The sequence below is a fragment of the Muriicola sp. genome (genome assembly GCF_049669965.1).
In the GTDB taxonomy this organism is placed as follows: Bacteria; Bacteroidota; Bacteroidia; order Flavobacteriales; family Flavobacteriaceae; genus Muriicola.
In genome coordinates this window covers 1-26,513 of record NZ_JBATLB010000058.1, presented here as the reverse complement: position 1 = coordinate 26,513, position 26,513 = coordinate 1, and the positions used below count along the sequence as shown (strand labels likewise).

19 protein-coding genes are annotated in these 26,513 nt (G+C 42.3%); 3 read left to right on the top strand and 16 right to left on the bottom strand.

What is annotated here, in order from left to right; translation table 11 throughout:
* Position 1: 1 nt before the first annotated feature.
* Genes WBM49_RS03575 through WBM49_RS03565 form a run of 3 tightly spaced genes read right to left on the bottom strand, consistent with a single transcriptional unit; the run spans position 2 to position 3,727 of the window.
* A complete protein-coding gene (locus WBM49_RS03575; protein WP_424370694.1) occupies positions 2 to 622 on the bottom strand; it encodes a TMEM175 family protein in 621 nt (206 codons plus the stop codon).
* 11 nt (positions 623 to 633) lie between these two features.
* Positions 634 to 1,554: a hypothetical protein gene (locus WBM49_RS03570; protein WP_424370693.1), complete on the bottom strand. Its 921-nt coding sequence runs from the start codon at positions 1,552 to 1,554 to the stop codon at positions 634 to 636.
* A complete protein-coding gene (locus WBM49_RS03565; RefSeq protein ID WP_424370692.1) occupies positions 1,511 to 3,727 on the bottom strand; it encodes a bifunctional alpha,alpha-trehalose-phosphate synthase (UDP-forming)/trehalose-phosphatase in 2,217 nt (738 codons plus the stop codon). The genes WBM49_RS03570 and WBM49_RS03565 overlap by 44 nt, the downstream gene beginning before the upstream one ends.
* 101 nt (positions 3,728 to 3,828) lie before the next feature.
* Between WBM49_RS03565 and WBM49_RS03560 the strand changes: the two genes are divergently transcribed.
* Positions 3,829 to 5,628, top strand: coding sequence for a glycoside hydrolase family 15 protein (locus WBM49_RS03560; RefSeq protein ID WP_424370691.1), 1,800 nt, complete (start codon positions 3,829 to 3,831; stop codon positions 5,626 to 5,628).
* On the opposite strand, the gene WBM49_RS03555 is transcribed toward WBM49_RS03560, so the two are convergent.
* Positions 5,618 to 7,108 (bottom strand): pyridoxal phosphate-dependent decarboxylase family protein, encoded by a 1,491-nt coding sequence (locus WBM49_RS03555; protein WP_424370690.1) that lies wholly within the window; start codon positions 7,106 to 7,108, stop codon positions 5,618 to 5,620. The genes WBM49_RS03560 and WBM49_RS03555 overlap by 11 nt on opposite strands.
* A gap of 68 nt (positions 7,109 to 7,176) precedes the next feature.
* On the opposite strand from WBM49_RS03555, the gene WBM49_RS03550 reads away from it, so the two are divergent.
* Positions 7,177 to 9,198, top strand: a complete 2,022-nt coding sequence (locus WBM49_RS03550) for a dipeptidyl-peptidase 3 family protein (RefSeq protein ID WP_424370689.1) — start codon at positions 7,177 to 7,179, stop codon at positions 9,196 to 9,198.
* Between the two features lie 74 nt (positions 9,199 to 9,272).
* Here WBM49_RS03550 and WBM49_RS03545 read toward each other — a convergent pair whose 3' ends face one another.
* From WBM49_RS03545 to WBM49_RS03515, 7 genes are all read right to left on the bottom strand, one after another.
* Entirely contained in the window at positions 9,273 to 11,087 is a 1,815-nt protein-coding gene (locus WBM49_RS03545) for an acyl-CoA dehydrogenase family protein (RefSeq protein ID WP_424370688.1), read from the bottom strand.
* Between the two features lie 22 nt (positions 11,088 to 11,109).
* The gene (locus WBM49_RS03540; RefSeq protein ID WP_424370687.1) at positions 11,110 to 12,300 is read right to left on the bottom strand and encodes an acetyl-CoA C-acyltransferase; all 1,191 of its coding nucleotides are present in this window, start codon (positions 12,298 to 12,300) and stop codon (positions 11,110 to 11,112) included.
* Between the two features lie 3 nt (positions 12,301 to 12,303).
* Positions 12,304 to 14,709, bottom strand: a complete 2,406-nt coding sequence (locus WBM49_RS03535; protein ID WP_424370686.1) for a 3-hydroxyacyl-CoA dehydrogenase NAD-binding domain-containing protein — start codon at positions 14,707 to 14,709, stop codon at positions 12,304 to 12,306.
* A gap of 14 nt (positions 14,710 to 14,723) precedes the next feature.
* Entirely contained in the window at positions 14,724 to 15,176 is a 453-nt protein-coding gene (locus WBM49_RS03530; RefSeq protein WP_424370685.1) for a MarR family winged helix-turn-helix transcriptional regulator, read from the bottom strand.
* 198 nt (positions 15,177 to 15,374) lie between these two features.
* On the bottom strand, positions 15,375 to 17,144 hold the full coding sequence (locus WBM49_RS03525) for an AMP-dependent synthetase/ligase (protein WP_424370684.1): 1,770 nt from the start codon (positions 17,142 to 17,144) through the stop codon (positions 15,375 to 15,377).
* A gap of 69 nt (positions 17,145 to 17,213) precedes the next feature.
* Positions 17,214 to 20,870: a phosphoribosylformylglycinamidine synthase gene (gene purL, locus WBM49_RS03520; protein WP_424370683.1), complete on the bottom strand. Its 3,657-nt coding sequence runs from the start codon at positions 20,868 to 20,870 to the stop codon at positions 17,214 to 17,216.
* A 99-nt stretch (positions 20,871 to 20,969) separates the two neighbouring features.
* Positions 20,970 to 22,211 (bottom strand): RsmB/NOP family class I SAM-dependent RNA methyltransferase, encoded by a 1,242-nt coding sequence (locus tag WBM49_RS03515; RefSeq protein WP_424370682.1) that lies wholly within the window; start codon positions 22,209 to 22,211, stop codon positions 20,970 to 20,972.
* A 151-nt stretch (positions 22,212 to 22,362) separates the two neighbouring features.
* Here WBM49_RS03515 and WBM49_RS03510 point away from each other — a divergent pair, with 151 nt between their 5' ends.
* On the top strand, positions 22,363 to 23,310 hold the full coding sequence (locus WBM49_RS03510; RefSeq protein WP_424370681.1) for a WD40/YVTN/BNR-like repeat-containing protein: 948 nt from the start codon (positions 22,363 to 22,365) through the stop codon (positions 23,308 to 23,310).
* Positions 23,311 to 23,383: 73 nt separating this feature from the next.
* Here the strand turns inward: WBM49_RS03510 and WBM49_RS03505 are convergent, their stop codons facing one another.
* The 5 genes from WBM49_RS03505 to WBM49_RS03485 all read right to left on the bottom strand — a co-directional run.
* Entirely contained in the window at positions 23,384 to 23,731 is a 348-nt protein-coding gene (locus WBM49_RS03505) for a DUF6515 family protein (protein ID WP_424370680.1), read from the bottom strand.
* 107 nt (positions 23,732 to 23,838) lie between these two features.
* Positions 23,839 to 24,273: a hypothetical protein gene (locus tag WBM49_RS03500; RefSeq protein WP_424370679.1), complete on the bottom strand. Its 435-nt coding sequence runs from the start codon at positions 24,271 to 24,273 to the stop codon at positions 23,839 to 23,841.
* The gene (locus WBM49_RS03495; protein ID WP_424370678.1) at positions 24,257 to 24,781 is read right to left on the bottom strand and encodes a hypothetical protein; all 525 of its coding nucleotides are present in this window, start codon (positions 24,779 to 24,781) and stop codon (positions 24,257 to 24,259) included. Before WBM49_RS03495 ends, WBM49_RS03500 begins: the two co-directional genes overlap by 17 nt.
* 33 nt (positions 24,782 to 24,814) lie before the next feature.
* Entirely contained in the window at positions 24,815 to 25,357 is a 543-nt protein-coding gene (locus WBM49_RS03490) for an RNA polymerase sigma factor (RefSeq protein WP_424370677.1), read from the bottom strand.
* A gap of 115 nt (positions 25,358 to 25,472) precedes the next feature.
* Positions 25,473 to 26,513 (bottom strand): ABC transporter ATP-binding protein (locus WBM49_RS03485; protein ID WP_424370676.1); only part of this gene is annotated, 1,041 nt, incomplete at its 5' end.

Genomic DNA, 26,513 nt, shown 5'->3' with positions numbered 1-26,513 from the left:
ATTATTTTCTGTAATTTTTATCGAACCAGGTTGCATGCAGGTAACATAATGGGCCTAACAAGCCATAAAAGAATCCTGGCGCTCCAAAGTTAATACCAACTTTTAAAACTCCTAATATAATCGACACTAATGCTGTAAGTGTATATAGAGAAAAATGCTGGGCATAAAAAAGTAGCTCTATCGAAGTATCCAGTACTTTGGTCTTTTTATATGCTCTGTAATACATGAGCGCATAGCATAAAAAAATGATGGCAAATCCTAAACCATACATCACAAATAAGGAAGCCAATTCGTCCCTGTTGATCGCCTGTAGGCCCATCCATGAGTTGATGAGCGACTTTAATGGAAATACGTAATACAGTACCACAAAGAGGAGAATGGAATTTAAGGCAATGATCCAATTGTCTATGTAACTATTTCGTCTGAAGAAATTATAGTGCACTTTCCACAGGATCACCAAAACAAAAAAACTGACTCCAAAACTTATAAAACTGCTTGCTTTGGCTCCTGTGACCAAAAGAGTATCATTCATGTCCAGGGTTACCACCATGAGGGTGGCTCCAAAGGCAAAAACACCATCACTAAAAGCCTCCACTCGGTTATTGTTGTGTAAAAACTTCATATGCTCTGGGATTAATTGGATGGAATTTCGGCCACCAGGGCCAGTTTTCCAGATATAGCATTGGGAGTGATCCGTGAAATATTCGAGATTTTATTTTTCGGGAATTCTGTCAGTACTTTCCATTGGCTTTCGCCAGCCTCAGGGGATAGTCCGAGGAGTGAATTATCCTTACCTGCCAAAATGGTTCCATTTATCAACCAGCAAATATCCTGAACCCCGGGAGGAAGAGCAGCGAGTAATTTTGTTGCTCCGGAAATAGGATTCATTGACTTTATTTGCAAGCCGTCGCCTTCATTACTGATAAAACTGATGAGTTCTGAGTTGGGGATCTTGTGGAGAGATCTACCTACATTTTTTTGGAAGGTATAGTTGGTGCCATCCTTTAAATTTGAAACCACCAGGTCCATTCTATTATCCACTAATACCGCGGATACCAGAATATCGGGGCTATACCACAGGTGATATCCAACCTTCAGTTTTTTTAGTAGCACACGAGAATCTCCGTTTAGCCAGTTATACTCATACAAAAGTTGGGTCCCGTCCTTATCTAGCCTAATAGCGGAAAAAGCCTTCTTTCCAGGGATCTTCAGAGGGGAGTATTCGCTGCCGTTTGGGGTGTTTGTTTTCCATTGCAAACTATCCTTGTTCCGGTAATATGCGGCAATATCTGTTTGGCTGTTGCGGGTGGAGGAGAATAACAGCAGATTGTCATTGTAAAAAGAAGGTTGGTTGTCATAGCCCGGATTGTTCGAAATATTCTGTAAATCTGAAAAATCCAAACCTTCTGAAGTGACATTCAGCGTAAGCACAAATACTTCGGTATTTGCCTGAGCCATCCCTAAAAATGCCCATGAACTACTGAGCAGGAGGAGTAAAATATTCTGGAACTTATATTTTTTTTTCTGTAAACCTTTGGAGTAAGTCGCGTACATTTTTTATGCTGTCTAGATAGTATTTGGCCTGTGTTTTCTGTCTGCCCACCTTCACCGTTACTGCTGTCTCCGGTAATTCCTGAAACATAAACTCGTCTGTCCAGTCATCTCCGATTGCAAACACAAAATCGTATTCTTTCTGAGTAAAAATACGCATTGCAGCTCTTCCTTTATTCACATTACTGCTTTTTATCTCCATTACCTTATTGCCATTCAACACACTTAGATCGTCATTGGCAATTAGGCTTCGAAGTACCGTATTCAATTCGGAGGCTCGTTTTTGCCCAAAGTCGGGATCAGTATTTCGGTAATGCCATGCCAGGGAATAATTCTTTTCCTCAACAAAACTGCCGGGTGTTCTGTCTACAAAAGACTCTAACACAGGCAATATCTTTTCCATCCAATCTTTCTTCACATTCTCGAGCATTGTAAATTCGGAGCCATTCTCTGAAAGCCATACGCCATGTTCTACGATCATGTTGTATTTCTTCTTCAGGAACCAGCGTTCAAAAGTTTCCTTGTCGCGTCCACTGATGAGATAGACATCGGTATTTGGCAAGTCGGAAAGTTGGTCTATCAGTTCATACAACGCGGCATCCGGAGCAGCTTTTTGGGGATCGTTTTTAAACCCGGCCAGGGTGCCGTCATAGTCTAAAAACAACAATCGGCGTTTGGCTTTTCTGTACTGGGACATAATGATATTTGTAAGATCTACCGATAAGCGTCTGGTTACGTAGGTAGGGTCCTTATCGCTCTGTATGGTGAGGGATCTCATAAAGTCGTTGGCCCATTTTTCTACATTGTAGCGTTCCAGTCTTTTTTGTAAAACACTATTTCGCTCTTTTTGTTCCTCCTCAGGCATTTGGATCGCCCGGTGAATTGTATCGGCTATTTGCTCAAAATTATTCGGATTGATCAACAGGGATTCATTCATTTCATTGGCAGATCCGGCCATTTCACTTAATATAAGTACACCGGTCTTATCCGTACGGGTGGCAATGTATTCTTTGGCCACCAGGTTCATTCCATCCCGGATGGGGGTGAGCCAGGCAATGTCGCATGATGTGTACAGATCAATGAGATTATCAAAAGGCATAGAGCGATAAAAATACCAAATGGGTGTCCAGCTAACTGTGGCCAGTTCCCCGTTGATCCTGCCAACGAGTTCATCTATTTCCCTCTTCAACAGTTGGTATTGCGGTACATTAGATCTGGAGGGGACTGCTAGGATAATGAGTCGTACCTTTTCCTTGTATTGCGGATATTTTTTTAAAAAGTATTCATAGGCATTTAAACGTTTTGCAATTCCTTTTGAATAGTCTAAGCGATCTATGGATAGCAGAAATTTGGCATCTGGGGAGGCCTCTTTGTGTTTGTTTAGTCTCCTTTGAAGTTCTGACTGATCTTTTTTTGAAAGCGATTGATGTTGTTTAGCGGCTTCACTAAATTTTGCATAATCTATCCCCATGGGGAATGAATCTACTTTCACCACCCTATCGTCCGAATAGATGTCATTAAAACTAACTTCCAGTCCAAGGATACGCCTCACAGAGCTCAGAAAATGGCGTTCGTAGTCATAAGTGTGAAATCCGATTAGGTCGGACCCCAGAAGGCCCATTAATACTTCTTCACGCCATGGTAAGGTCCTGAAAATTTCATAGGAAGGAAAGGGTATATGGAGAAAAAAGCCAATAGAAATATCGGGTCTTTCCTCACGCACCATCTGAGGTACGAGCATGAGCTGATAGTCGTGAACCCAAATAATATCATCTTCAGCGGCCTCCTTCAAGATGGCATCTGCAAATTTCTGATTGACGGCTTTGTAGGTGTTCCAGCTTGCCAGTTCAAACTCCGCATACTCCAGAAAATAATGAAAAAGTGGCCAGATAGTTCGGTTGCTAAAGCCGTAGTAAAATCCATCCACCTCTTCTGTGGTCAGCTTTACTTTGGAAGAACCATGTTGGGCTAAGGCCTCATCGATCTTTTCTTCCAGTTCGTGGGGAATTTCTTCCTCCGTTAGTCCGCTCCATCCAATCCAAAGGCTTTGCCCTTCAGAATGTACAGATTTCATTCCTGTAGCCAATCCTCCTACACTAGGGATCGCGATGATCGATCCATTATCAATTTGCAATTGAACAGGGAGACGATTTGAGATTATGATAGTTTTGGCCATTAAATGAATGTTTTTAACTCCTTTTAGCTTTAATTTCTCTAAATTTCGTCAAATTGAGGCGCAATTGCAATGAAACCAACATTTTTACAAGATTCGCATTTATGGACAACTTAGATTATGGAATTATAGGAAATTGTAGAAGTGCGGCACTTGTGTCTAAAACGGGGGCCATTGAATGGAGCTGTCTGCCCGAATTTGACTCATCGTCCGTTTTTGCAAAATTATTGGACGAACAAAAAGGAGGTAGTTTTAGTATACAAGTGGCGCCAGATTATTCCGTAGAGCAACGCTACAAGAAACATACAGCCATTCTTATTACAAGGTTCAGTGAGGGGGAGAATATTTTTGAGGTACACGATTTTATGCCTCGCTATCTAAAGGGTGCAAATTCATATTATGGGCCACCTGAAATAGCTCGCTTTATAAAACACATTTCAGGTAAACCTAGTTTTAGTGTTCAATATGACCCCAGGTTAGCCTATGCAATGGGTAAGACACATACCTATGTTAAAAAGAAATTCATAGTAAGTTTAACGCAGGGTGAAAAGTTTGAGACGGTTTTTCTCTATACCTCCTTTAACAAGAACGCCGTAGTTGAGGGTAGGGTAATGGAGGTTACCGAAAATGGTTATTTCCTGTTGGCATATAATGAAAAGATCTTTCAGCCAAGCACCCGAAAAGTTTACCTGGACCTGGAAAGAACTAAGGTATATTGGTTAAACTGGAGCAATAAAACTCCCAACTACAAGAAATACAACGCCCAGATAAACCGCAGTGCCATTACCCTGAAGTTATTAACCTATAACAAAACCGGGGCAGTACTCGCTGCCGCAACTACTTCATTGCCAGAGACCATAGGGGAGGTTCGCAATTGGGATTATAGATTTTGCTGGATCCGCGATGCGTCTATGGCAATTAAAGTAATGGCAGATCTAGGACATACTAATGTAGCCAGAAGATACCTTCAATTTATAGTAGATCTTATTCCCGATAAGGATGAGAAGTTGCAGATCATGTACGGTATCAATAAGGAAAAAAAATTAACGGAAAAGACCCTCGATCATTTAAGTGGTTATAAAGGGTCTAAACCAGTACGGGTCGGAAATGCCGCTTATGAACAAAAGCAAAATGACATTTATGGAATTTTGATGGATGTGCTTTATGAACAATTGATCAAACACAGCACTGACATCGAAAATGGGGAGGAATTATGGGGCATCACCAAAGGTATTGTCTGGATCGTAGCGAAACACTGGGAAGAACCCGATAAGGGAATTTGGGAGTTCCGCACAGAAGACAGACATTTTACCTTTTCCAAGGTATTGTGCTGGGTAGCCATAGACCGTGCTATCAAAGTGGCCAGGATCTTCCGTAAAACTAGGAAGATAGAAAAGTGGAGCCTTCTGGAGCAAACTATCAAAAAGGATATCATGGATAATGCGTGGAATGAAGAGGCAGGGGCCTTTACACAATCCTACGGGTCTCCAAATTTGGATGCGGCAGTACTGCTCATGGAGTCTTATGGCTTTATTCCGGCACGAGATCCCAAATTTATAAGTACAGTTAAAGCCATTGAACGAGAACTCAGTAATGACGGTTTGTTGTATCGCTACAAGAACGAGGATGATTTCGGATTACCCTCTTCCTCCTTTACCATCTGTACTTTTTGGTTTATCAATAGCCTTTTTAAGATAGGAGAAGAGGAGAAAGCGATGGCACTTTTTGACCGATTGTTATCTTATAGTAATCATCTAGGCCTTTTTAGTGAAGATATTGATTTTAAGACCAAAAGACTCTTAGGAAACTTTCCTCAGGCCTATTCTCATCTCGCCTTGATTGAATGTGCGATTAATTTTTCAAAAAAAGCTACAGAGCAACAGGTCCTGGAATCTATGCAGTGATCAAAGCGACTCCTTTCTGTTTTATGAGGGTAAGTAATTCTTCTAATGCTGCTGGGGTTGTAAATGGGTTCATGATGGTAGTTCTCAGAAAATGCACCCCCCTTATCTTGGTCTGCACGATATAGAAGGTGCCCTCTTCTAATAATTCAGTCCGTATTTTTTGGTTGATTTTATCAAGTATTTCATTCGATACACCTGCTTCTACAAAACGAAAACAAACAATGTTAGACATGGGCGTTGTGGCCAGTTGTAATTTTGGATCTTTACCGATCAAAGCTCCAAAGGCCTGTCCCAGATCATAAAGTGTAGTTACATTCTGATCAAAAACAGCCTCTCCGTATAATTTTAAGAGCAAGAACCACTGCAAACTCATCATGGTCTTGGTACACTCAAAGGTTCGTTTTGCCAGATTGTACCAATCTTCTTCTTCCGAATCTTGAAGGAGATAGTCTGCATGCTGACTAAAAGTGGTATGGGAATACTGACCTTCACGAAATATTAGCGCGGTGGTAATTGCAGACATAAGCATCATTTTATGCCCATCTATAACCACAGAATCTGCCTTGTCAATACCCTTCACTGTGTGTTTATACTTTTCAGAAAAGATGGCAGCACCTCCGTGAGCGCCATCCACATGGAACCAAATGTCTTTTTCAATACAGAATGAACTCAATGCGGTGAGGTCATCGTAAATGCCGGTGGCGGTTGAAGGGGCAGAACCTACCAGTGCAAATATATCTATCCCCTGGTTTTGGGCATCTTTATAATATTTTTCAAGGAGGGTAGTGTCTATGGAAAAGTCTGAGTTCACTGGTACCTTAATGATACCTGCTGTACCCAATCCCATGATCCTGGCAGCCCGGTCCACACAGTAGTGTGCTTCCGCAGATACCATAACCCCTAATTTCTTGGAACTTCCTTCATTCCATACATCCTGCGCTACTTTAGCCTTTCTTGCTGCAAGCAAAGCCGTTAGGTTGGCAAGAGTTCCCCCTGAGGTAAGAATTCCTCGCGATTCTTCCTTAAAACCTAATTTTTTAGCGAGTAGATCGGTAACTATTCGTTCAATTGCTGTGGGGGCCATTCCCATTTCGTAAACAGCCATACCGTTATTGAGAAAGGAACTAACAAGACCGGCCAAAGCAGCCTGCGGAGCGGGGGCACAAACCTGGTGACCAACATACTTGGGATGGTGCACGTGTGTGGTATGTTTTAATATTTCAGGGAAGAAATCCTTTATATTTCCTTTTTCCTGGAATTCAATCCAAAAATTCTTCTCATCATCCGGCAGGTTCCATTTTATGACCTGGTCATTTTTTTGATGTACGGTAGCATCGAGATGATTGGCAAGGAGATCTATTAAGTCATGGCCCTGTTGCCGGAATTTTTCCGGAGAGTACACTTCTTTTAGGAGTTCAGGTGTCATAGGGTGAATGGTATTTACCTTATTGTTCAGTGGATCTTTGCTGATGATCTTCATTTGCTAAAATAGCGAGAAACGTACTTAATTAATTACATTTGGGCTATAACAATTAAAATCAATTTAAAATGAACTTTAAAGTTTTGTTTTTATGCTTATTAATGGGGGCAATTGTTTGGTCCTGTAATGAAGATACCTCAGAAAAAGCTGTTGTAGTTGCCGAAGAGACGTCTTTTGAGTACTTGGTAGAACAGTTTGCAGACATACAGATTCTGCGCTACCAGATCCCGGGATTCAACGAATTGAGCCTGGACCAAAAAAAATTGGTATACTACCTTTCACAGGCCGGATTGGCCGGGAGGGATATTATGTGGGATCAGAATTACCGACATAATTTACAGATCAGAAAAGCCCTTGAGAGTGTTTACGAAAAATATACCGGGGATAAAACTTCCGATAATTGGCAAGCATTTGAAACCTATTTGAAAAGGGTTTGGTTCTCCAATGGGATACACCATCATTATTCCAATGACAAATTAATTCCGGAATTCACTCCGGAGTATTTGACCGAGCTTTTACAAGAAACTAATACCGATTTAAGTGGTGAACCTTTTGATGTGATCTTTAATGAACAAGATGCTAAAAAGGTGAACAAGAAAAAAGGGGTAGACAATGTGGCGGCATCCGCAATCAATTTCTATGATCCGTCCATTACAGACAAAGAGGTAGAAGACTTTTATGCCAAGGCTTACAAAGGACCGGAAGGAAAGCCAGTAGAGTCTGGGTTAAATACTAAATTGGTGAAAAAAGACGGCATGCTTATGGAGGAGGTGTATAGATCTGGTGGTTTGTACGGCAATGCGATAGATGAGATCATAAAATGGTTGGAACTGGCTAAAGGAGTTGCTGAAAATGAGCAACAGGCCAATACACTCTCCTTGCTGATAGACTATTATAAAACCGGAAGTCTGGATACCTGGGATGCCTATGCCATCTCCTGGGTGAATTCAAAAGAAGGGGATATAGACTGGATCAACGGATTTATCGAAGTTTACAATGATCCAAAAGGGTATAAGGGTTCCTATGAAAGTATTATCCAGGTAAAGGATTTTGAAATGTCTAAACAAATGGCAGTTTTATCCGAAAATGCCCAGTGGTTTGAAGATATGTCTCCCTTGATGGAAGAGCACAAGAAAAAGAATGTGGTAGGGGTATCTTATAAAACAGTGAATGTAGCTGCAGAAGCAGGAGATGCCTCACCCAGCACGCCTATTGGAGTGAACCTTCCCAATAACAACTGGATACGACAAGATCACGGCAGCAAGTCGGTATCCTTAGGAAACATTATTGATTCCTACAACAACGCAGGGGGATCGGGGCGTTTAAAAGAATTTGCCAATGATGCGGAAGAGATCGCCCTGGAGGAAAAATACGGTAAAATCGCTTCTAAATTACTTACCGCTTTGCATGAAGTGGTTGGGCATGCCTCCGGGCAGTTGAATGAGGGGATAGGGCAACCCAAGGAAACGCTTAAAAATTACGCCTCTACCATGGAAGAAGGGCGCGCAGACCTGGTTGGTTTGTACTTTCTGATGGATCCAAAATTACAGGAACTTGGTCTAACTGATAATTCTGAGGAATTAGGTAAGACCTCTTACGATCGGTATATCAGAAACGGACTGGTTACACAGTTGGTACGCATAAACCTGGGAGATGATATAGAGGAAGATCATATGGTGAACCGTCAATGGGTATCGGCCTGGGTTTTTGAAAAAGGGAAGGCCGAGAATGTCATTGAAAAGGTGGAACGCGATGGCAAGACCTATTACAATATTAACGACTACAGTAGACTAAGAGAACTTTTTGGGGAATTGCTCAGAGAAACCCAAAGGATCAAATCTGAGGGCGATTTTCAGGCAGCACAAGACCTTGTTGAAGGGTACGGAGTAAAAGTAGACCAGGAACTACATGCGGAAGTACTGGAGCGAAATTCGGTCTTTACCTCTTCACCTTACAGTGGTTTTGTAAACCCTGAATTGGTGGCGGAAATGAATGATTCCGGGGAGATCATTTCTGTATCTGTAGAACAAGCTGCGACTTTTGCAGAACAGATGATGGAATATTCCAAAAACTATAGTTTTCTGAAATAAAGGAATAATCGTACAAATGCTCTAAAACAAAAACCGCCCATAAGGGGCGGTTTTTTATTGAAAAGGTTATTCTATTAACTGTCGAATGTATAGGCGTTATCTGCCGCAACTTTCTCTGCCACTACGTTTCTTAAGGCAACAACATTAGGCTGATTGGTGTATTTGGTAAAACGTTTCAATCCCATCAGCATCATACGTTGCTCATCACCTTCAGCAAAGGAAACAATAGCTTCTTTCCCTTTCTTTATGACGGTATCTACCGCTTCGTACAAATAGAGTTGTGTCATGGCGATCTGAACGGTTTGTGATTCTTTCCCGTTTCGCTTGGCATTTTTCTCGGTTCGCAGCAAGGTAGACTCAGCCATATAGATCTCGATCAGTATGTCTGCCGCGGCCAACAATATTTGTTGATGGGACTCCAGATCCGGTCCGAATTTCTGAACGGCACTTCCTGCGATCATTAGAAATACTTTCTTAAGTCGGGAAATCAGATCCTTTTCCTCTGCGAATAATTCAGAAAAATCGGGCGTGTCAAAAGAAGGGATACCCATCAATTCTTCGCCTACTGCCGTGGCGGGACCAAGAAGGTCCACATGGCCTTTCATTGCTTTTTTAACGAGCATGCCTACTGCCAGCATTCGGTTAATTTCGTTGGTGCCTTCATAGATCCTGGCAATCCTGGCATCTCTCCAGGCCTTTTCCATCGGGGTGTCTGCACTAAAGCCCATTCCGCCGAAGATCTGTATTCCTTCATCTGTAGTATTTTGAACATCTTCCGATACAGCCACTTTTAAGATGGAGCATTCTATGGCGTATTCCTCAACACCTTTCAATTCGGCTTCCTGATGTGAGTTCCCTTCGGCCTCACGAATAGAGATTCTATCCTCAATATTCTTGGCGGCACGATAGCATGCAGATTCGCCTGCATAGGCATTCGTGGCCATTTGGGCAATTTTGGACTGAATGGCCCCAAAATTTATTATTGGCGTTTTAAACTGTATGCGTTCATTGGCATAGTTCACGGCCTCATTTAATACGCGCCTTTGAGCTTCTAAACAAGCTGCTGCCAATTTAATTCTACCCACATTCAGGGCATTCATGGCGATTTTAAATCCGTTGCCTCGTTCGGACAGCATATTTTCAACCGGCACTTTGGTATCATTAAAAAAGACCTGGCGGGTAGAGGAGGAGTGTATTCCTAATTTCTTTTCTTCTTCACCCATTGAAATTCCATTCTTTGGGTCGTTTTCCACAATAAAACCTGTAATGTTCTTATCGTCTCCGATTCGGGCGAAAACAATGAAAAGACTACAAAATCCGGCATTGGAGATCCACATTTTTTGACCTGTAATACTGTAATGCTTGCCATCTTCAGAAAGAACGGCCTTAGTTTTACCTGAATTGGCGTCAGAGCCGGCTCCGGGTTCTGTAAGACAATAGGCACCAAACCATTCGCCTGAAGCTAATTTTGGCACATATTTTTTCTTTTGTTCCTCGGTTCCATAAAGCGTAATAGGCAGTGTGCCAATCCCGGTGTGAGCCCCGAAGGCAGTACTAAAGGAGCCAGTTGCACCAGAAATATAATCACATACCAGCATAGTTGATACAAAGCCCATTCCCATGCCTCCGTATTCAGTAGGGACTGCAATACTCAATAAGCCAAGTTCTCCGGCTTTTTGCATACACTGCTCGGTAAATGCGTAATCTTTCTTTTCAAAGCGTTCCCAGTGGGCCCAAAGTTCACGATCTACAAACTCTTTTGTACTGTCGCGCATCATCTTTTGTTCCTCATTGAGGTCTTCCAGGGTGAAAACGTCTTCACAGTTGGTTTCCTTTACAAGGAACTGGCCACCTCGTAAAATATCTTTATTTAATGTTTCTGTACTCATCGATATACTATTTTGTATGATTCTAATTTAAAAATTCAAAGATCCCAGCGGCACCTTGCCCGGTCCCTACACACATGGTTACCAACCCGTGCTTGCCTTTCATCTTGCGTCTGCGCATCTCATCAAAGAGTTGTACGGACAATTTTGCACCTGTACATCCCAGTGGGTGACCCAGGGCAATGGCCCCACCATTAACATTTACAATATCCTGGTTCAGATCCAATTCGCGCATCACTGCGAGGGATTGAGATGCAAAAGCCTCGTTTAGTTCTATAAGTTCTATTTGATCCAAACTCATGCCTGCTTGTTTCAGAGCCTTTGGGATGGCCTTTACCGGTCCAATTCCCATGATCCTTGGTTCTACCCCTGCAGCGGCATAATTGACCAACCTGGCTATGGGCTCTAATTTCAATTCCTTTACCATCTCTTCACTCATGACTAGCACAAAGGCGGCGCCATCACTCATCTGGGAAGAATTTCCTGCGGTAACACTACCATTCGCCGCAAATACCGGACGCAATTTTGCCAATACCTCTTTAGTCGTATCCGCTCTGGGACCTTCGTCTTTAGTAACGGTATATTCAGTACTTTCTTTTTTTCCTTTGGCATTTACAAAGGTGTGCTCAATAGTTATGGGTACGATCTGGTCCTGGAACTTCCCTTCCTCCTGGGCTTTAAGCGCTTTCATATGCGAGTTAAAGGCAAATTCATCCTGATCCTCTCTGGAAACTTTAAATTGATTAGCAACAGCCTCGGCCGTTAAACCCATACCCCAGTAGTAATCTTCGTTGCCCTCTTTAGCCGTAGCATAATCAGGGGTGGGTTTATACCCACCCATAGGAATATAACTCATACTCTCAGCACCACCCGCAATGATACAATCTGCCATTCCTGCCTGGATTTTTGCGGTTGCAATACCAATAGTTTCCAATCCGGAAGCGCAATATCTATTTACGGTCACACCGGGAACATCTTCTATCTTAAGACCCATCAGGGAAATTAGTCGAGCCATATTAAGCCCCTGTTCAGCTTCCGGCATGGCATTCCCAACGATGACGTCATCAATTCTTTTTTTATCGAGCTGAGGTACCTCCTTCATAAGGTATTCTATCGTTTCGGCCGCTAATTCATCGGGGCGTTTAAAACGAAAAAGACCTCTGGGTGCCTTTCCTACGGCTGTTCTGTATGCTTTTACGATATAAGCTGTTTTCATGTTTTAATTTCTAAGGGGTTTACCAGTTTTTAGCATATGTTGAATCCTTTCCAGGGTTTTTCTTTCTGTACATAGCGAAAGAAAGGCTTCACGTTCCAGATCTAGCAAATATTGTTCACTTACATAGCTGGCTTCAGACAAGTCGCCTCCCGCCATTACGTACGCCAATTTATCGGCTATTTTCTTATCGTGTCCGGAGATATAATGACCGGCTTCCATAGAGTCTGTTCCCACCAGGAACATTCCCAAAGCCTGCTTTCCCAGTACTTTTACATCGGTCCTGGGAACGGGTTGGGTATAGCCAGATTCTGCCATTAGCTTAGCATGGGCTTTAGCTGTAGCAATTTGACGATCTTTGTTCACGACCACAATGTCTTTTCCTTTTTGCAGCACACCAAGATCGAAAGCTTCATAGGCCGAGGTAGATACCTTGGCCATTCCTATGGTTAGGAAGTATTCCTGAAGAACGTTTAGTTCCACGTCGTTCTTTCTGAAGGTATCAGAGGCTCTAAGGGCCATTTCTTTAGACCCGCCACCGCCGGGTATCACCCCAACGCCAAATTCAACAAGACCCATATATGTTTCTGCAGCCGCAACTACCATATCTGCGTGTAAGGATAATTCGCAACCTCCTCCCAAAGTCATTCCGTGAGGAGCAGAGACGGTAGGGATAGCAGAATAACGCATCCTCATCATGGTATTCTGGAACATTTTAATGGCCATATTAAGCTCATCATATTCTTGTTCCACCGCCATCATAAATATCATACCAATATTGGCCCCTACAGAGAAGTTGGCTCCCTGGTTACCTACCACAAGACCCTGAAAGTCTTTTTCAGCCATGTCTATGGCTTTATTTAGTCCCATCAGCACATCCGCGCCTATGGTATTCATTTTAGACTGGAACTCTACGTTTAAGATGCCATCGCCCAGGTCTTCCACCACTACACCACTATTCTTAAATACTTCCTTGGACTTGCGAATATTATCCAGGATGATAAAGGCATCTTGTCCCGGTACTTTTTTCATCGCTTTTAGCGAAATATCATAGAAGTAGGAAGCTCCATCCTTCACTTCATAAAATGAGGTGATGCCTGCTGCTTTCATATCCTGTATCCATGATGCTGCTTTTTGATCTTCAGAGGTGATCAGGTCCAGACCTTTATCCAGGCCTATGGCGTCCCAAATTTGGAAGGGTCCGTGTTCCCAACCAAAACCTGCCTTCATGGCATCATCTATTTTGTATAATTCGTCTGATATTTCAGGAATTCTGTGAGATACATAGGCAAATAAGACCCCGAAACTCTTGCGGTAGAATTCACCGGCTTTATCCTTGCCGCCCACCAATATGTTAAAACGGTCTATGACCTTATCAACGGTCTTTGTAAGTTCTAGTGTTGCAAATTTTGCACTCTTTTTGGAACGGTATTCAAGGGTATCTAGATCAAGGGTGAGAATCTCACTTTTCCCATTGGCCTGTGATTCCTTTTTGTAAAAGCCCTGACCAGATTTACTCCCGTACCACTTATTATCGGCCATGGTTTTAATAAAGGTGGGGACTTTAAATAATTCGTGGCGTTCGTCCTTTGGGCAATTCTCGTAGATCCCGTTGGCCACATGAACAAGTGTATCCAGGCCAACTACATCGACGGTTCGGAAGGTGGCCGACTTTGGCCTGCCAATGACCGGTCCGGTAAGTTTATCTACTTCTTCTACCGTTAATCCTAATTCTTTTACGGCATGGAATAGGCTCATGATACTGAAGATCCCGATGCGATTCCCAATAAAAGCAGGGGTGTCTTTAGCCACTACAGAAGTTTTACCCAAAAACTTTTCGCCATACCCATTTAGAAAGTGCAGTACCTCTGGTTTTGTCTTGGGACCAGGGATTATTTCAAAGAGCTTGAGATATCTAGCCGGATTAAAAAAGTGCGTACCGCAGAAATGCTGTTGAAAATCTTCACTTCTTCCTTCACTCATAAAATGAATGGGGATCCCGGAGGTATTAGAAGTTATTAGCGTACCTGGAGTTCTGTGTTTTTCAAGACTTTCGAAGACTTGTTTTTTGATGTCTAGTCGCTCTACGACCACTTCTATGATCCAATCTACCTCGGCTACTTTGGCAATGTCATCTTCCAGGTTACCTGTTTGAATCCTTTTTGCGAAAGAAGCGTGATAAATAGGGGAGGGTTTCGATTTTAAGGCGGCTGTAAGGGAATCATTTACAAGTCGATTCCGCACACTGCGATCTTTTAAACTTAGGCCTTTTGACTTTTCCTTATCGGTAAGTTCGCGAGGAACTATATCCAATAATAAGACTTCTATCCCGATATTGGCAAAGTGACAGGCAATGCCACTTCCCATGATCCCGGATCCGATTACGGCTACTTTTTTAATATGCTTGTTCATTAATTAGAATACTATTAATTAGTTGCTGATTCCTTATGGTAAATCTTTTTTTCTGTGATAACCTGATTTATGGTCTCCATTACCTCAAAAAAACCTTGTAATTGTGATTCTGATAATTGATCTTTTACTGCTTCATTAAATCTCAATACTGCATCTTTAGAATCCTTTCTTTTTTCGAGGCCAAAAGGGGTTAAATATATGAGGACACCTCTTCCATCTTCAGGATTTGGTTTGCGCTCTATAAGCCCTTTTTCTTCCATACTTTTTAAAATCCTCGATAAACTTGTTGCTTCCATACCCATTTTCGGGCCAAGAGATGTAGAAGGAGTTCCCTTCTTTGGATCAATGCTCAGAAGTGTAAAACCGACGGCCATCGTGGAGTCGAATTTTTTTGCTTCTTCATTGTACATTCTTGCTACCATTTGCCATGTGGCACGAAGCGCATAATCTATCGTTAATTCTTGCATAGGTTGTTATAAGCCCCTCAAAGATATAAAAATTTATTATGCATGCATAATAAATTTAAATAATTTTATAATGACAGAAAGCAGTTGCTCCGTTTTGAGAGGTCGTACGAATTATTGGTAGCTAAGGCCTTAATCTATGTATGATGAGTTCATAGCCCGTCTAGAGTGGAACTTTTAGTACTTCTATAAAGTTATGGCCTAGTGGCCGTAGATCTCATTGTAAAGTGAGAGGTATTTTTCTTTGATGATCTTTCGTTTAAGCTTCATGGTCGGAGTGAGCTGCCCTCCATCTAAGGTCCATGCTTCCGGTGTTAGCTTGAAAGCCTTAACTTTTTCCCATTTGGCAAATTGTTCGTTTGCAGCATCCACTTCTTCCTGCATCCGCGCCAGCAGGTCTTCGTCCCTAACTATTTCCGCAGGGGTTGCCAAGGTCTTTTTATGTCTTTTGGCCCACTCGGCAACAAATTCAAAATTAGGTTGAATAAGTGCTGCCGGCATCTTTTCGCCTTCTCCGACCACCATTACCTGCTCAATAAAACGAGATTGTTTAAGCCTGTTCTCAAGTAACTGAGGGGCCACATATTTACCTCCCGAGGTTTTGAACATTTCTTTCTTACGGTCTGTAATCCACAAAAATCCATCGCTGTCTATTTCACCAATATCTCCTGTATGGAAATAATCGTTGGTCATTACTTCTTTGGTTTTTTCAGTGTCCTTATAATAGCCCATCATTACATTGGGACCTTTACAGAGAATTTCTCCATCTGCTGCGATCTTAATCTCTATCCCATCTAAAATCTGGCCTACGGCACCAATTTTCCAGCCGTGATTTTTTTCACAGCTCACCGAAATAACCGGCGAAGTTTCGGTAAGTCCGTATCCTTCCATGACAGGAATACCTGCCGCACTAAAAATTCGCGACAATCTTGTCTGCAAAGCAGCGCTGCCCGAAGTCATGGTCTCCAGGTTTCCCCCAAGACCTTCTTTCCATTTACTAAAAATGAGTTTTCTTGCGATGGCTAACTTTTGCTCATACCACCAACCATTGGCCCCATAGGGTTCATACTTCAAACCTAAATTCACTGCCCAGAAAAATAAAGTCCTTTTAATCCCGGTAAGTTCAGTACCCTTATTGATAATATTGTCATAGACTTTTTCCAATAGCCTGGGAACTACCGTCATAACATTGGGTTTAACCTCTTTAAGGTTTTCACTAATCTTATCTAGGCCTTCCGCAAAATATACACTTATGCTGCAGTATTGGTAAAGGTATAAGACCATTCGTTCAAAAATGTGGCAAACAGGCAGGAAACTAAGGGCGGAACTTCCTAATCCAAGTGGTATTCTTGGCTGACTGGCAATCACATTAGAGACAATATTATTATGAGAAAGCATAACCCCCTTGGGTCTGCCAGTGGTACCGGAAGTATAGATCAAAGTTGCCAGGTCTTCGGGCTTTACGGCATTTTTACGCATTTCCACTTCCTCCTGATAGCTGGTATCCTCACCCAAAGAAAGTAACTCTGTCCAATGCTTGCATCCATCAATCTCGTCAAAAGAGTAAATTTCTTTCAGGGAAGGAACTTGCCCCTTAATACTTTTAACTTTTTCCAAAACTTCCGTGCAGGATACAAAGCAATATTGAGCTTCAGAGTGATCGAGTATATAAGCGTAATCTTCTTCGGAGATAGTGGGGTAGATTGGCACGTTTTGTGCACCAAGCTGCAACACAGCGATATCTACAATATTCCATTCGGTTCTGTTGGTCATTGAGATCACGGCAATCTTATCATTAGCCTTTACATTGAGCTTCAACAAAGCCCTGCTAAGCGTATTTGCTTTTCTGATATACTCAGTGGTAGATGTCGCCACCCATTCGCCTTTGTATTTACTAATTAAGGCTTTTTCCAGTGGAAAATGTTCTTGTTGATAGTAGGGGATGTCGAAAAGTCGAGTTACACTTTGCATACGTTAGAATTAATCGTTCTTGCAAAGTAAGAAAAGGGAGCGGGATTTTAAAATTCTGTTCGTTTTAAATTATGAATTGGTTTTTAACCAATTCCTGGCATTCACAAAAGCTTCTAACCAGGGTGACACTTTATCCTTTCTTTCCGGGTAATACGCCCAGTTCCATGGAAAAATACTTCGCTCTATATGCGGCATGGTAACCAGATGCCTTCCTGTATTATCGCAAAGCATGGCTGTGTTGTAAGCACTTCCATTAGGATTTGCCGGATATGATTCATAGCCATAGGTTGCTACAATGTTGTATTGATCTGCTGAATACGGCAGTGAAAACTTACCTTCCCCGTGAGAGATCCACACCCCTAAGGTAGTTCCCTCAAGACTGGATAACATCACCGAGTTATTTTTTGCGATGCGAACAGAGGTAAAATTACTCTCGTGTTTATGAGAATCATTATAGGTCATCTTGCCATGGATGCTATGTTCAGGATTGATCAGATCTAACTCCATAAACAACTGGCACCCATTGCATATACCCACAGACAAGGTATCTGGCCTTGCGAAGAACTGTAAGAGGGAATTACGGGCTTTTTCGTTGTATTTAAAGGCACCTGCCCATCCTTTGGCACTTCCCAGAACATCAGAATTAGAAAAGCCTCCGACGGCACCTATAAAACTGATCTCTTCCAGAGTTTCTCTTCCGGAAATAAGATCTGTCATATGCACATCTTTTACATCAAAACCTGCAAGGAACATGGCATTGGCCATTTCCCGTTCAGAATTACTCCCTTTTTCCCTTAGGATAGCCGCCTTGGGTCTTGGGCCATCAAATTTTGGTACTTGTCCTTTAAAATACTCAGGAAACTTATATTGTAGGGGTTGATTTTTATAATTCAAAAACCGATTCCTGGCCAAATCCTGCGCCGTTTGTTTGCTATCTAATAAAAAGGAGGTTTTGAACCAGATATCGCGCTGCTTGTGCACATCAATTTCAATGGTATCCCCGCTATTTTTAAGTATCAGTTGCGGGTTGGAGGATACGGTTCCTATTTTGTGAAAATCTACCTTTGCTTTGGTCAGTACCTTTTCAATGGATGCGTCTTTTGACTGAAACACCACCCCTGTATTTTCTGCAAAAAGCAACCTGGTAGTATCCTTTTCCTTCAAAGCGTTGAGATCTAGCTGGGCTCCAAGATGATTGTCTGCAAAACACATTTCGAGCAGGGTAGTGATAAGTCCGCCCGAAGCCACATCATGCCCTGCTACAATCTGCTCATCTTTAATGAGCTGTTGCAGTACGTTAAATGTATTCTTAAAATATTCCGGGTCTAATACAGATGGAGCAGTTTGTCCCACCTTGTTCAGCACCTGCGCAAAGGACGATCCCCCAATATTAAATGTGTCTTTAGACAGGTTAATGTAATATACAGGCCCACCTTGCACCTTAAATACAGGCTCTACTACTTTGGTAATATCGCTACAATGGGCTGCCGCAGAGATGATAACGGTTCCCGGTGAAAGTACTTCCTGATCCGGATATTTTTGTTTCATGGAAAGTGAATCCTTCCCGGTTGGTACGTTGATGCCAAGGGAGATCGAAAACTCCGAAACAGCTGTAACTGCTTCATAAAGCCTGGCATCCTCCCCCGGATTTCTGCAGGGCCACATCCAATTGGCTGATAAAGAAACGGAGGTAAGTCCATCTTCCAAAGGAGCCCAAACTAAATTGGTCAATGCTTCAGCAATACTGTTAAGGCTACCAGCCTTAGGATCAATGAGTCCGGAGATTGGAGAGTGCCCAAGGGAAGTAGCAATACCCTCTTTTCCTTTAAAATCCATCGCCATTACCCCAACATTATTGAGTGGAAGTTGCAGAGGACCTGCACATTGTTGTTTTGCTACCCTGCCGCCAACACAGCGGTCTACTTTATTGGTAAGCCAATCCTTACATCCTACAGCCTCTAATTGTAAGACACTTTCCAGATATTCTTTAAAGTGTACCAGGCTATATGCAGGGTTTTGGTAGTCTCTTTGTATGGAGACGTCTGTCATAATGGTCTTAGGGGAACTGCCAAACATATCTGCGAGTGCCAGATCCATAGGTTTTTCATTCCTTTTAGCAGAAGTAAAGGAAAATCGATGATCTCCTGTGGCTACACCTACCTCGTACATGGGGGCCCTTTCTCTTGCAGCGATCCTGGCCAAAAAACTACTGTCTTTGGGGCTGATCACAAGACCCATTCGCTCCTGAGATTCGTTTCCAATGATTTCTTTGGCAGAAAGGGTAGGGTCGCCAATTGGGAGCTTATCCATATCAATGGCCCCGCCGGTATCTTCTACAAGTTCGGACAGACAATTGAGGTGCCCACCTGCTCCATGGTCGTGAATGGATACAACCGGGTTTATATCATTTTCCACCAACCCACGAATGGCATTGGCGGCTCTTTTTTGCATTTCAGGGTTAGATCTTTGCACGGCATTGAGTTCAATGGCCGCACTAAACTCACCTGTATCCGCACTGGAAACGGCTGCGCCACCCATTCCAATACGATAATTGTCCCCCCCGAGTATAACGATCTTATCACCTTTTTTAGGGGTATCCTTTAAGGCCTGGGAGGCTTTTGCGTATCCTATGCCGCCGGCCATCATAATTACCTTATCATAGCCAAGAACCCTATCGTGTTCCTGGTGTTCAAACGTAAGAACAGAACCGGCTATGAGGGGTTGGCCAAATTTGTTGCCAAAATCGGATGCTCCGTTAGATGCTTTGATAAGGATATCCATGGGTGTTTGATATAACCAGGGTCTTTTTTGAACCCCATCTTCCCAACTTCTTCCTTCTGCCAATCTGGAATAGGAGGTCATGTAGACAGCGGTTCCTGCCAGAGGTAAAGATCCCTTACCACCAGCCAATCTATCCCGTATCTCCCCGCCCGACCCTGTGGCAGCACCATTGAAAGGTTCTACTGTTGTGGGGAAATTATGTGTTTCAGCTTTTAGGGACAAGACAGAATCGAAAAGTGATTCCTTGTAGAAATCTGGTTTGTCTGGAGAAGCAGGAGCAAATTGTGTTACCGTAGGGCCTTTTACAAAAGCTACGTTGTCTTTATAGGCGGATACGATGGAATTTGGATGGGTTTCGGAAGTTTTTCTGATCAGTTTAAACAGGGAAGAAGGTTTTTCTACTCCGTCGATAACAAAAACACCATTAAAGATTTTGTGACGGCAATGCTCTGAGTTCACCTGACTAAAGCCAAAAACCTCAGAATCTGTTAATGGTCTTCCTAATTTTTTAGACAAAGAATCCAAATACTGAATTTCTTCATCGTTCAGGGCCAGCCCTTCTTTTTTGTTATAGGAATCGATATCACGAACGGATAGAATGGATGCCGGTTGTACGGCAATGGTAAATAAATCCTGCGTTAGACCGTTGTATTTCTGCGATAGCATGGGGTCAAAAGCTTTGTGATCTTCCGGCACCCCCTTAAATTCCTCTATTCTGCTGATTCCGGAAATTCCCATGTTCTGGGTGATCTCTGTGGCATTTGTACTCCAGGGTGTGATCATTGCAGCTCTTGGACCTACAAAAAAAGCGTCTACAGACGCTGATGAAAGACAGGGTAGCTTTCCAAACAACCAGGTCAGTTTCTCTTTGTCGAGATCGTTGAGTTTGGCATTCGTTTCTACCGCAATTATTTTCAATAAGGGATCCCCGAAGAAATAGATCATTTGAGAGCTTAGTTGAGGGTTTTAAGAAGCCACAAATTTAAACTAATTCTATGTTTTTTTTGAGGCGAATAGTCAACAGTTTTCAAGGGAGATTGTTCATTACTTTTCTTTGGAGGTTTCTTTGGGAACCTCAGTTTTTTGCAACAAAGCCATATAAAAACCGTCATAACCAGAGCTATGGGCAAAAATATGCTGTTCCTTAACCAGAGAAAAAGTCTTTCCTTCTTCACTTTTTAGGAATCCTTCAACCTGCTTTGAATTTTCCTGAGGGAGAATAGAACACGTGGCATAAACCATTTTACCGCCATCCTTCACCATCTTGCTGTAATCTCTTAAAAGTTCTTTTTGTGTTTGAGTGATCTTTTCCAGGAATTCAGGACTGAGTTTCCATTTGGTATCAGGATTGCGTTTAAGAACTCCAAGACCCGTACAGGGAGCATCAATAAGTACCCTGTCTGCTTTATTATGAAGTTTTTTAATCACTTTGGTGCTGTCTATCAGCCTTGTTTCCAGGTTATGCGCGCCATTTCTTTTGGCCCTCCGCTTTAATTCATGCAGTTTGTTGGCATATATATCCAGGGCAATAAGTTGACCTTTATTTTCCATTAGTGCGGCCAGGTGGAGTGATTTACCTCCGGCACCTGCACATGCATCTACCACCCGTTGTCCGGGAGAAACATCCAAAAAAGGTGATACCAATTGAGATGATGCGTCCTGCACTTCAAAAAGGCCCTCTTTAAATGCCTCTGTAGCAAAAACATTGGCTCTTTCTTTTAACTGAAGGGCATGAGGATAACCTTTCACAGTATCTGCATCGATCCCTTCATCATACAGCCTTTTCTTTAAATACGGAACGGATGTTTTAAGGATATTGGTCCTTAGCACTACAGGAGCCAGCTGATTAAGGGCATGGATCTCTTTGTTCCACTTGTTTTCTCCCATGGATGTAACGCCTATTTCATCGAGCCAGTCAGGAATAGACTCCCGGTATATTCTGATTTTGGACAGTTCATCAAATCGCCCTTTGATCCTTCTGGTGGGGGTATCTTCCAATTGTTTCCAGTCTGGAAGTGAAATTCCTCGTAGCACAGCCCAAACAGCAAAGAGCCTAAAAAAGTTAGCTCTGCTGAAGGGTTCTTTTACTTCGGCAATTTCTGAGTATAACCGTTTCCATCGCACTATGTCATATACCGTCTCTGCAATGAATCCACGGTCCCTGGAACCCCACCGCTTGTCTCTTTTCAGGATCTGTTCAACGGCTTTAGAGGCATATATTCCTTCATTGAATATCATCTGCAGACCATCTACTACCCCGAACACTAAGTTCCTATGTAAACGCATTGGTTAAATTTAGACCGCAAAGGTACCCTTTTGCCGAGGAAACCGTTTATTTTTGAGTAAATTAAATACCATGCGCTACATCTTAGTTTTTTTTGGTTTTCTAATATTCTGTAGTTGTACAGAACGTCTACCATCCCACAATTTCACTAGTGTGGATGTACGTATCCTTTTTAATGACTCTGTAAGTATCCGGGCCTTAGAGGTGATGGATGGCAGCGTGGCTTTTGCCGGCAATGGAGGTGTTTTCGGCGCCATTGACCTAAGGACCCAGCAGATACAGGCAAAACAACAGCGCTTCGACACAATCTTTCCTGAATTCAGGGCCATTGCACATACGAATGCTGATTTTTTTATGCTGTCTGCCGGAAGACCCGCCCTGTTGTTTAAGACCGGAAATCAGGGCCTTATGGAATTGGTGTATACGGAAGATGGTGAAGGTGTTTTCTACGATGCGATGGCATTTTGGAATGATATGGAAGGGTTGGCGATAGGCGATGAAATGAATGGATGTTTATCTATCCTCCTTACCAGAGATGGCGGAAATACCTGGCAAAAGACCCCATGTTCAGAATTACCAAAGGCCTTAGCAGGTGAAGGTGCTTTTGCGGCAAGTAATACAAACATTGACATAATAGGAGACAAGGCATGGGTAGGTACCACTGAAGGAAGGGTTTATTTTTCTACCGATAAAGGAAAAAGCTGGGAAGTGATACAAACGCCCATACAACACGAAGAAGCAACACAAGGAATTTATACGTTGGATTTCTATTCTGATAAGATCGGAATTGCTATGGGAGGAGATTATACCAAGCCCTCCGAAATGCTTGGAAATAAGGCCTTTACCGAAGACGGGGGAAAAACCTGGAGCCTCATTGCAGATGGGATGTTGCCGGGCTATAAAAGTTGTGTACAGTTTGTGCCCAATGGAAATGGAAAGGAAGTGGTAGCAGTTGGTTTTACAGGAATTTCCTATTCACAGGATGGGGGCAGCAGTTGGGAAGATCTCTCAGAAGAATCTTTTTACACCCTTCGTTTTGTCAACGATTCCACGGCCTATGCAGCCGGTAAGTACCGAATTGGGTTACTTCAATTTAAATAAAAAAGGGTAGACACTGTCTACCCTTTTTCCGACTAACATACGACTCCTTGTTGTAAAGTCGACCCAAATCTAATTATACATAAACAACTTTGTAGGTTCTGCCTATTTTCTGGTAGTGAATCCCTTTATAGGCAAAATACTTTCTTCCTTTAACAAAGACCACTCTATGACCTCTTGGCAAAGTTTTTATAACGATCCCTCTAGGGGCAGCACAAACAACATACTCCTTACCGCGGGCCTTATACCATATCCCAGAGGCAAAATGATAGTTGATCCCCCTGTGAAGTACTATACGAGGTTTATGGACAGTGGTTACAATGGTACCATGTTTTGGATATACTTTTACAATTCGTTGCGCATTGCCAGCACTAAGCATACCAAAAAAGGCAATGATCACTAATCCTATTTTAAGATTTTTCATAACAATCTATTTAATGGGTTATAGTACTAAGACTATGTGATGTAAACATGGTTTAATGCAAAAGGAGGCCTAATGCCTCCTTTTTTATGCTTTTTATCGAAAATTGGCTATTGCCTTCGTTTCTGTATTTGCTGTAAGAGCCTCTTTTTAAAATCGTCTTCCGCCTTGATCAATAAAAAGGTTTTACGTGCCGAGATCAAATTGTTCATCTTCTTCAAAAATGCCATATTGCGACTATTCCTTTCATTCTCCAGGGCAAGGAACTCGTCCATCAGGGATTGGATCTCCTGATCGGACATATTTTGAAAATTCTGTAACCTGGCTCTCACTTCTGTGCGCTCCCGCATCCGCAATTTCTCTATGGCATCCTCATGCTCGTTATAGACCGGCCAAAAGACGGCGGCCTCATCGCTCGATAGGTTTAAGCGTTCGGTAATAAAAGCGATCTTAAGCGATTTTATCTTGTCCATGCCAGTCTGTGCACTAAGAAAATTAGTGGCCGCAAAAAAAGCAATGATGAGAAATTTACTGATATGCTTCATCTAAGTCGATATTAAATTCATCTAAATCATCTATGGTTTCTTCCAGATAGTCCATGATGTGTTGATCATCCATTCCTGTTTCTATAAACTCATTTATATCCAGGTTGGTTACCGGGATCACCTCTGCGATTTCATAGCTGCTTAATTGTAATTCCTGAGATTCAAAATAGGAGGTGATGTCCCCTTCGCCCAGGTCATCAAAGCTTAAGGCCCGCGGTTGGTTCCACTTTAAACCAACGACCAGTACAAAAATGGCTGCCACAGCAGCTGCCGCGTACATATAGTTTTTGTAGGACTTTAATCGTATTACAGGAGTTTCTTGCACCCCGGACTTTTGTAGGATCTTTTTCTCAAGATCCTCAAAATATGTTTCGGGCACTGTAAAGCCTTCTTCTTTCGAGAATTTTGAGGCGTTCTCTTCCTGCATCCTATCCTGAATGCGTTCCGCAAGCCCCTCAAAATATCCAGGAGGTGTTTTAAATACGGTTCTTTTAGGTATCTTTTTCATTGTTTAGGTTTGACACTACTTCCGAGCGATGGTTTAATTATTTTCAAGGAAGCCCTCTATTTTTTTAACTGCCAAATGGTAGGAGGCCTTTAATGCTCCCACCGATGTATCCAGTATTTTTGAGATCTCTTCATATTTTAATTCTTCAAAATATTTCATATTGAAGACCAATTTTTGTTTCTCAGGCAACCGGGCAATGGCTTGCTGCAATTGTAACTGAATGGCATCTCCCTCAAAATATACATCTGCCTCCAGGGTGTTTGCTTTTCGTTCTATAAGTTCATCACTGCTTACCCCCAGTTTTCTCGATTTTGTCTTTAAAAACGTCAATGCTTCATTGGTTCCTATTCTGTACATCCAGGAATACAATTTACTATCGCCTTTAAAAGTATCTATATTCCTAAAAACTTTGATAAAGGTATTTTGCAGCACATCGTCCGCGTCATCGTGATCTAACACAATTCGTCTTATATGCCAGTACAAACGCTCTTTATAGATGCTAATTAGCACCTCAAAAGCCTTCGCCTGGGTATCTTTTTGCTTTAGCTCTTTAACTAAGGTTTCTTCAGCAATCAAAGTCAGTTGTTATTCAAGTAAGACACCAATTTGGTTAAAAGGTTTAATCGTTTGTATATCACCTTCTAAAATAACCATTTTATCGCTCCATATTTTCTATCAAAGAAAACAGAAGCTAGGAAAAAGATTGCATGGCCACCAGTTTATGGTATACCCCTTTCTTTTTTAATAGTATCTCATGAGTGCCTTGTTCTATAATCTTACCCTTTTCGAGGACAATAATGGAATCAGCATTCTGAATAGTAGATAATCTATGGGCAATAACAAGGGAAGTTCTATTTTTCATTAGCTTTTCCAATGCATCCTGCACCAATCGTTCACCTTCCGTATCTAATGCAGACGTAGCCTCATCCAGGATCATGATGGGCGGATTCTTTAAAACGGCCCTGGCAATGGAGAGTCGCTGTTTTTGACCTCCGCTTAATTTGTTGCCACTATCGCCAATGTTGGTATCGTACCCCTTGGGAAGTTGTACTATAAATTCGTGAGCATTGGCTATTTTGGCAGCCTCCATGATCTCTGCCTCGGTGGCATTCGCTTTTCCGAGGGCTATATTATTTCTTACAGTATCATTAAAGAGAATTGAATCCTGCGTCACTAAGCCCATCAGATGCCGTAGCGACTGCTTGGATACCTGTTTGATGGGGATCCCATCTATCTTTATCTCCCCCTCGTTTACGTCGTAAAAACGTGTCACCAAATTAGTAATCGTACTCTTTCCGCTACCCGATTGGCCCACCAGGGCAACCGTTTTTCCTTTGGGTACTTCTAAAGAAAAGCCTCGTAAAACCCAGTCTTTCTCATATTTAAACGAGATGTCTTCTATGGAAATAGCCGTAGTAAACTGTTCTAAGTTTTTGGGTTGTTCAACTTCTTTGATAGGGTTTTCCGTTTCCAATATCTCCAGTACCCTTTCTGCTGCTGCATTCCCTTTTTTAACTCCATAGGAGGCCTTGCTAATTGCCTTTGCCGGTGTTAATATATTGTAGGCCAATCCCATATAGGCTATAAAGGAAGAAGCATCTAGCGTTTTATCTATCAGGACCATCTTCCCCCCAAACCATAGTAATACCCCAATAACCACAATGCCCAGAAATTCTCCTGTTGGGGAGGCCAGGTTCTGTCTGTTCAGCAGTTTGTTGGAGAAATGAAAGAA